The 4,674-nt window shown below is 70.3% G+C and carries 3 protein-coding genes and 3 pseudogenes; 2 read left to right on the forward strand and 4 right to left on the reverse strand.

Features of this window, described 5'->3' with window-relative positions; genetic code table 11:
• From AB0O00_RS30265 to AB0O00_RS30280, 4 genes and pseudogenes are all read right to left on the reverse strand, one after another.
• A pseudogene (locus tag AB0O00_RS30265) lies at positions 1 to 728 on the reverse strand (phosphoribosylglycinamide synthetase); the annotation flags it as partial.
• A gap of 74 nt (positions 729 to 802) precedes the next feature.
• A complete protein-coding gene (locus AB0O00_RS30270) occupies positions 803 to 2,044 on the reverse strand; it encodes an MFS transporter (RefSeq protein ID WP_363657159.1) in 1,242 nt (413 codons plus the stop codon).
• Positions 2,041 to 3,363, reverse strand: coding sequence for a hypothetical protein (locus AB0O00_RS30275; RefSeq protein ID WP_363657161.1), 1,323 nt, complete (start codon positions 3,361 to 3,363; stop codon positions 2,041 to 2,043). The genes AB0O00_RS30270 and AB0O00_RS30275 overlap by 4 nt, the downstream gene beginning before the upstream one ends.
• 151 nt (positions 3,364 to 3,514) lie before the next feature.
• Complete coding sequence (locus AB0O00_RS30280; RefSeq protein ID WP_363657163.1) at positions 3,515 to 3,724, reverse strand: hypothetical protein; 210 nt, start codon at positions 3,722 to 3,724, stop codon at positions 3,515 to 3,517.
• 295 nt (positions 3,725 to 4,019) lie between these two features.
• Here AB0O00_RS30280 and AB0O00_RS30285 point away from each other — a divergent pair.
• Together AB0O00_RS30285 and AB0O00_RS30290 are read left to right on the forward strand one after the other, a co-directional pair.
• A pseudogene (locus AB0O00_RS30285) lies at positions 4,020 to 4,160 on the forward strand (helix-turn-helix transcriptional regulator); the annotation flags it as partial.
• A gap of 3 nt (positions 4,161 to 4,163) precedes the next feature.
• Positions 4,164 to 4,674: pseudogene (locus tag AB0O00_RS30290) on the forward strand (transcriptional regulator); the annotation flags it as partial.

The raw sequence follows: 4,674 nt of genomic DNA on the forward strand, positions 1-4,674 counted from the left end.
ACCGGGTCCTCCTGGGGGACGAGCACGTCGCGGTGGGAGACGTTGTGGGCGCCGACGCGCCGCTTGTCGTAGCGCCACACGCCGGCGTTGTAGCGCCGTCCGCGGCAGGACACGGTGTCCACGATGTACTCGGTGCCCGCGAGGTAGGACTGCGCCAGGACCTCGACGTTGGTCTCGCCGTACATGGTGACGGTGCCAAGGATCGCCTCCGCGGCACGACGCACCCGAGCCGGATCGCTGCAGATGGACACACCCTGGGCACCCGATGCGGCAAGCGGCTTGACCACGACCGGCCGGCCCTCCTGCTCCCGTGCCCACGCCACGAGAGCGTCCACGTCGTCGGACTTGAACTGGCGGGCGCAGCGTACGCCGGCGTTGCGCACGGCCTCGATCATGAGGTACTTGTCCCGGCGCGCCGCCGACAGCGCGGAGCCGTTGGTCGGAACGCCGAGCAGCTCGGACAGGCGGTCGGCGAGCGGCACGCCGGGCTCCTGCCCGTCCACCACGGCCGCCGGCCGCAGTTCGGCGAGCCGTTCGGCGATCTCGGCCGGGTTCTCGGCGACCAAGGCCGCCGTGTAGCTGCCGAGGTCCGGCGCCTTCATGGACCTCAGCGGTTCGGGCGTGCTCGAGACGTGCACGACGTCCGCGCCGAGGCCGGCGAAGGCTGCCCGCAGGTGCCTGCCCGTCCCGTACGCGTCGACGAGGACGACCAGAGGGTGATCTCGCATGGTGCCTCCGCGGAACATCGAGTTGCCAAACCAGGCAACATTGACTACCAAGACGTGAGGTGCCGGGCGGCCCGTCAGATGCGCGCAGCCGTACCGGTTCGGCCCGCCCACGCCACCAACGGCCGGCTGCCCAGACCGACGAACAGCAGGAGGGCGCCGAGCAGCAGCCAGCCGGGCAGTCCCATCCCGAGCGGCAGCAGGCTCATCACCGCCGGGGCGATCGCCTCCATCACCCCGCTGCCCAGCCCGAACACCCCGGCGTACTGCCCCTGCAGATGAGCAGGGGCGAGGCCGAAGCAGTACTCGGTCGAGGCAGCCGCGAACCAGAGCTCGCCGAGGGCGAAAACGGCCATGCCACCCATGAGCAGCCCCGTCGCCACCCAGCGGGAGGGCCCGCCCGCCGAAGCCATCAGCACGAGCCCGGCGGCGAACGCCGTGCCGGCCCAGGCCATCCGCCGACCGGCCGTCCTCACGTCGTGCACCCCGCGGCTCACCTTGACCTGCAGCAGTACGACGAAGGCCATGTTGAGCACCAGGACCGCCGAAACCACCCACCGGGGGGCACTCGTGTGGGCCACGATCCACAGCGGCAGCAGGAACCCGGACACCGCGTAGTTCAGCGACAGCACCGCCTGGACGGCCGTGGCGCTGAGGTAGGTGCGGTCGCGCAGTGCCGCCCAGCCCCGTTCCCCCTTCCCGGCGGCCGCGGCCGCAACGCTCGGCAACCGCAGGAGGATGAGCCCGCAGGTCACGTAGGCCAGGGCCCGGCAGACCACCAGGGCCAGGTACGCGGGCCTGCTGTCGATCTGGATGGCGAAGCCGGCCGCGACCGAGCCGAGCGCGAGGGCCAGGTTGGTCACGGACCGCAGGTAGCCGATGAACACCGTGGGGTTTCCCTCGGACACCCCGCGGATGAGCGGCGCCTTGCTGGCGACATCCGAAGGAATGATCGTTCCTGCGACCAGCGCGACCGCGAAGAAGGACCAGAACGAGCCGACCAGCGTGAAACAGGAGATCGCCACCCCGCCGCCGAGCATGACCGAGACATGGACGCGTTTGGGCCCCCAGTGGTCCGCCAGCCGTCCGACCAGGACCCCGGCGATCAGGCCCGCCATCGCCCCGCCGAACAGGCCCACCGCGACCTGCCCGGCCGCCAGCCCCACGACGCGCGTGAAGTACAGCGCGCTCGCGGTGGTGAACATCCCGCCGCCGAAGCTGTTGGCGAAGGTGGCGAAGGTCAGGATCCGCTGCGCCGGCGACGCGGGAATGAGCCTGCGGACACCGCGGGCGGACGCGGACGCGGGCTGCGTCGTCACCGCCACAGCGTGTCCCCGAAGCGGACGCCGGGCCGCAGCGTGGACTGGAGCCCACGCAGTTCCCGCGGCGTGAGGCCTTCCGGGACGATCCTCACCTGCGGACCGAACCAGTCCCAGACCTCGGCGAACCGCTGCTGCAGCTCGTCGGCGGTGTCCGCCGCCACCATGAACTGGCCGATCCGGTGGTCGGTGCCGGCGACGGCCGGGGTGCGCCCGCCCACGGGCCGCTCGATCCGGGCGAACTCCACCCCCGGCCGCGCCATGACCTGGTCCACCGTGGGGCAGTCCAGCAACAGTCCCGGACCGGCGGTGAGATGCGAACCGCCCACCACTGCCCGGCGGATCTTGACGTCGAGGGCAGGACGCCGCCCGAGCGCGACCTGGATCGCGCACTGCGCCAGATCGACGTTGAACTTCGCGTGCACGACCTCCTGCATGAGTCCGCCGCCCCGACGCGCGGCGCACTCGCCGAAGGTGAGCGCGCCGGTCCCGGGATCGTGGAAGAGCTCCATGTGGAAGATCCCGTCCCGCAGACCCAGCGCCGCGAGCGAGGCCGTGATCACCGGGAGCGCCCGGTCGTAGGCCCAGCTCTCGTCGTCGGGGTCGAAATGGCGGTAGTTGAGCGGGCGACCGGTGTCCACCGCGGTCAGGCACGGGTCGCCGTACCGGCCGAGGGCGCAGAAGAGCAGCTCGCCTTCGAACAGGACGCCGTCGGCGATCCACTCCTCGCCCCGGACGAAGTCCTCCAGGATGAAGGTGCGCTGCGCGGTGCCCTGGCGGCGGTACTCCTCGCTTCGTCGTTGCAGATCCGCCGGCGAGGAGACGACGGACGTCCGCTCGGTGGCCACTCCGGCCACCGGCTTCAGCACGGCCTTCGCGAAGCCGAGTTCGGTGATCCCCGAGACGTCGTGGACGTCGTCGACGACCGCGGATCCTGCCGTGGCCACACCGGCTGCCCCGACCTCGCGCTTCTGCACCGACTTGTCCCGGAAGCGCACCGCGACCTCGGGCGGGAGGGCCGGCAGGCCGAGGTGCGCGGCGAGCAGACCGACCATCACCAGGGCGTCCTCGGCCGTGCTGTACACGGCGTCGAAGGAGGAGGTCAGTCCGGCCCGGTCGAGTGCCATGAGGACGGACTCGGCACTGGTGTGGTCGTCGACGCGGATCACCGTGACCTCGTCCGGTATCGCGATGTGGCCCTGGTCCCAGGAGGCCGCTCCCCAGACGACGGTGGTCTGCAGGCCGAGGCGGACGCATGCCCGCATGCCGTAGCGGTCGGGACCCACGAGCAGGATCCTGACGGGGCTTTCGTTCTCCATGCGCTTCCTTCCTCGCACTCTGAAGCCGATGCCCACAGTTGCCAATCTTGGCAACATAATGGCAACTCATTAACCAGCAGCGGAAGTCCGATGTCAACACCAGGCATGTGTGCGTCGCCGAGGGGGACGGGCCGGCCGGTGGCGGGTGCGGTCAGGGCCAGTCGATGACGCCGGTCTCGCCGCCACTCGCGAGCGGCGCGCTGGGCGCCACCGGCCAGTCGATGACGTTGCCCTGTCCGGCGCCGACGATCCGGATGGCGGGTGATGCCGGCCAGTCGATGACGGGGACGGAGCTTAACGTGGCGGCCGCGGCGACGGAGAGCATGACAGCGGCGCAGGTTGCAATGATGCGTGTACGCATGAGTGGCTCCGAATGGAAGATCCCACAGCAGGGGATGGGAGAGCGGGAGGATTCTCTGGCTCGAATGCCGCTTGTGGCGGCTCGGCTCCGCTCAACCTAGGCCGCCCGACCTTCGTTGGCAAGACAGTTTGACAAGAGTTGCCAGACGCTTCCTGCAGCTGTTGAGGATTGTGAGGAGGTGTGAGCTCTGCGAGGCATCCATGTGGCAAACAATTTGCCATCGTGCTACGATGCCCACAAAGCGTTGGGGGGCGCGATGAGGGTTGTCTTCCGAAGAAATTGATTGCAGGCTCACATGACAGACAAGTCTTCTTTCGGCGCGCGCCTCAAGGCTTTGAGGCTGCAACGGGGACTCTCCCAGGCCTCGTTGGCCGGTGGGGAAATCTCCACAGGGTACTTGTCACGCCTGGAGTCAGGAGCGCGCCAGCCCACTGAGCGCGTGATCGCCTACCTTGCCAAGCAGCTGGATGTGGACCGCTGCGCCTTCGACGCTCTGCCCGCCACGGCCACCGCCACCAGCGGCGGGGGCTCGCTGACGCAGGCGCTGAGCATCGCCGCCTCCTCCGACAGCGACGAGTCCATCGAGGGACTCATCGACGGTCTCGCGAGCGCCGACGAGGAGGACCCCCTGCTGCGCTGGCAGGCCCTGTGGGTGATCGCCGGGTACCGGTCCCGCAACGGCGAGCGCGCCGAGGAGCAGGCGTGCCTGGAGGAGCTGGTCGAGGTGGCCGACGAGCTCGGACACCCCGCGCTGCAGTGCAGGTCCGGCACGCAGCTGTCCCGTTGCGTGCGCGCGGTGGGCCAGGTCGCCCGGGCACTCGAACTCGCCGAGAACGCGTACCGGGTGGCCAGGGGCGCCGGCCTCTCCGTCCACGACACCGGGACCGCCCTGCTGGCGCTCGTCTCGGCCGAGGCGGAGGCCGGTCGCCTGACGGAGGCCCGGGCGCATG

The sequence above is a fragment of the Kitasatospora sp. NPDC093558 genome (genome assembly GCF_040683475.1).
In the GTDB taxonomy this organism is placed as follows: domain Bacteria; phylum Actinomycetota; class Actinomycetes; order Streptomycetales; family Streptomycetaceae; genus Kitasatospora.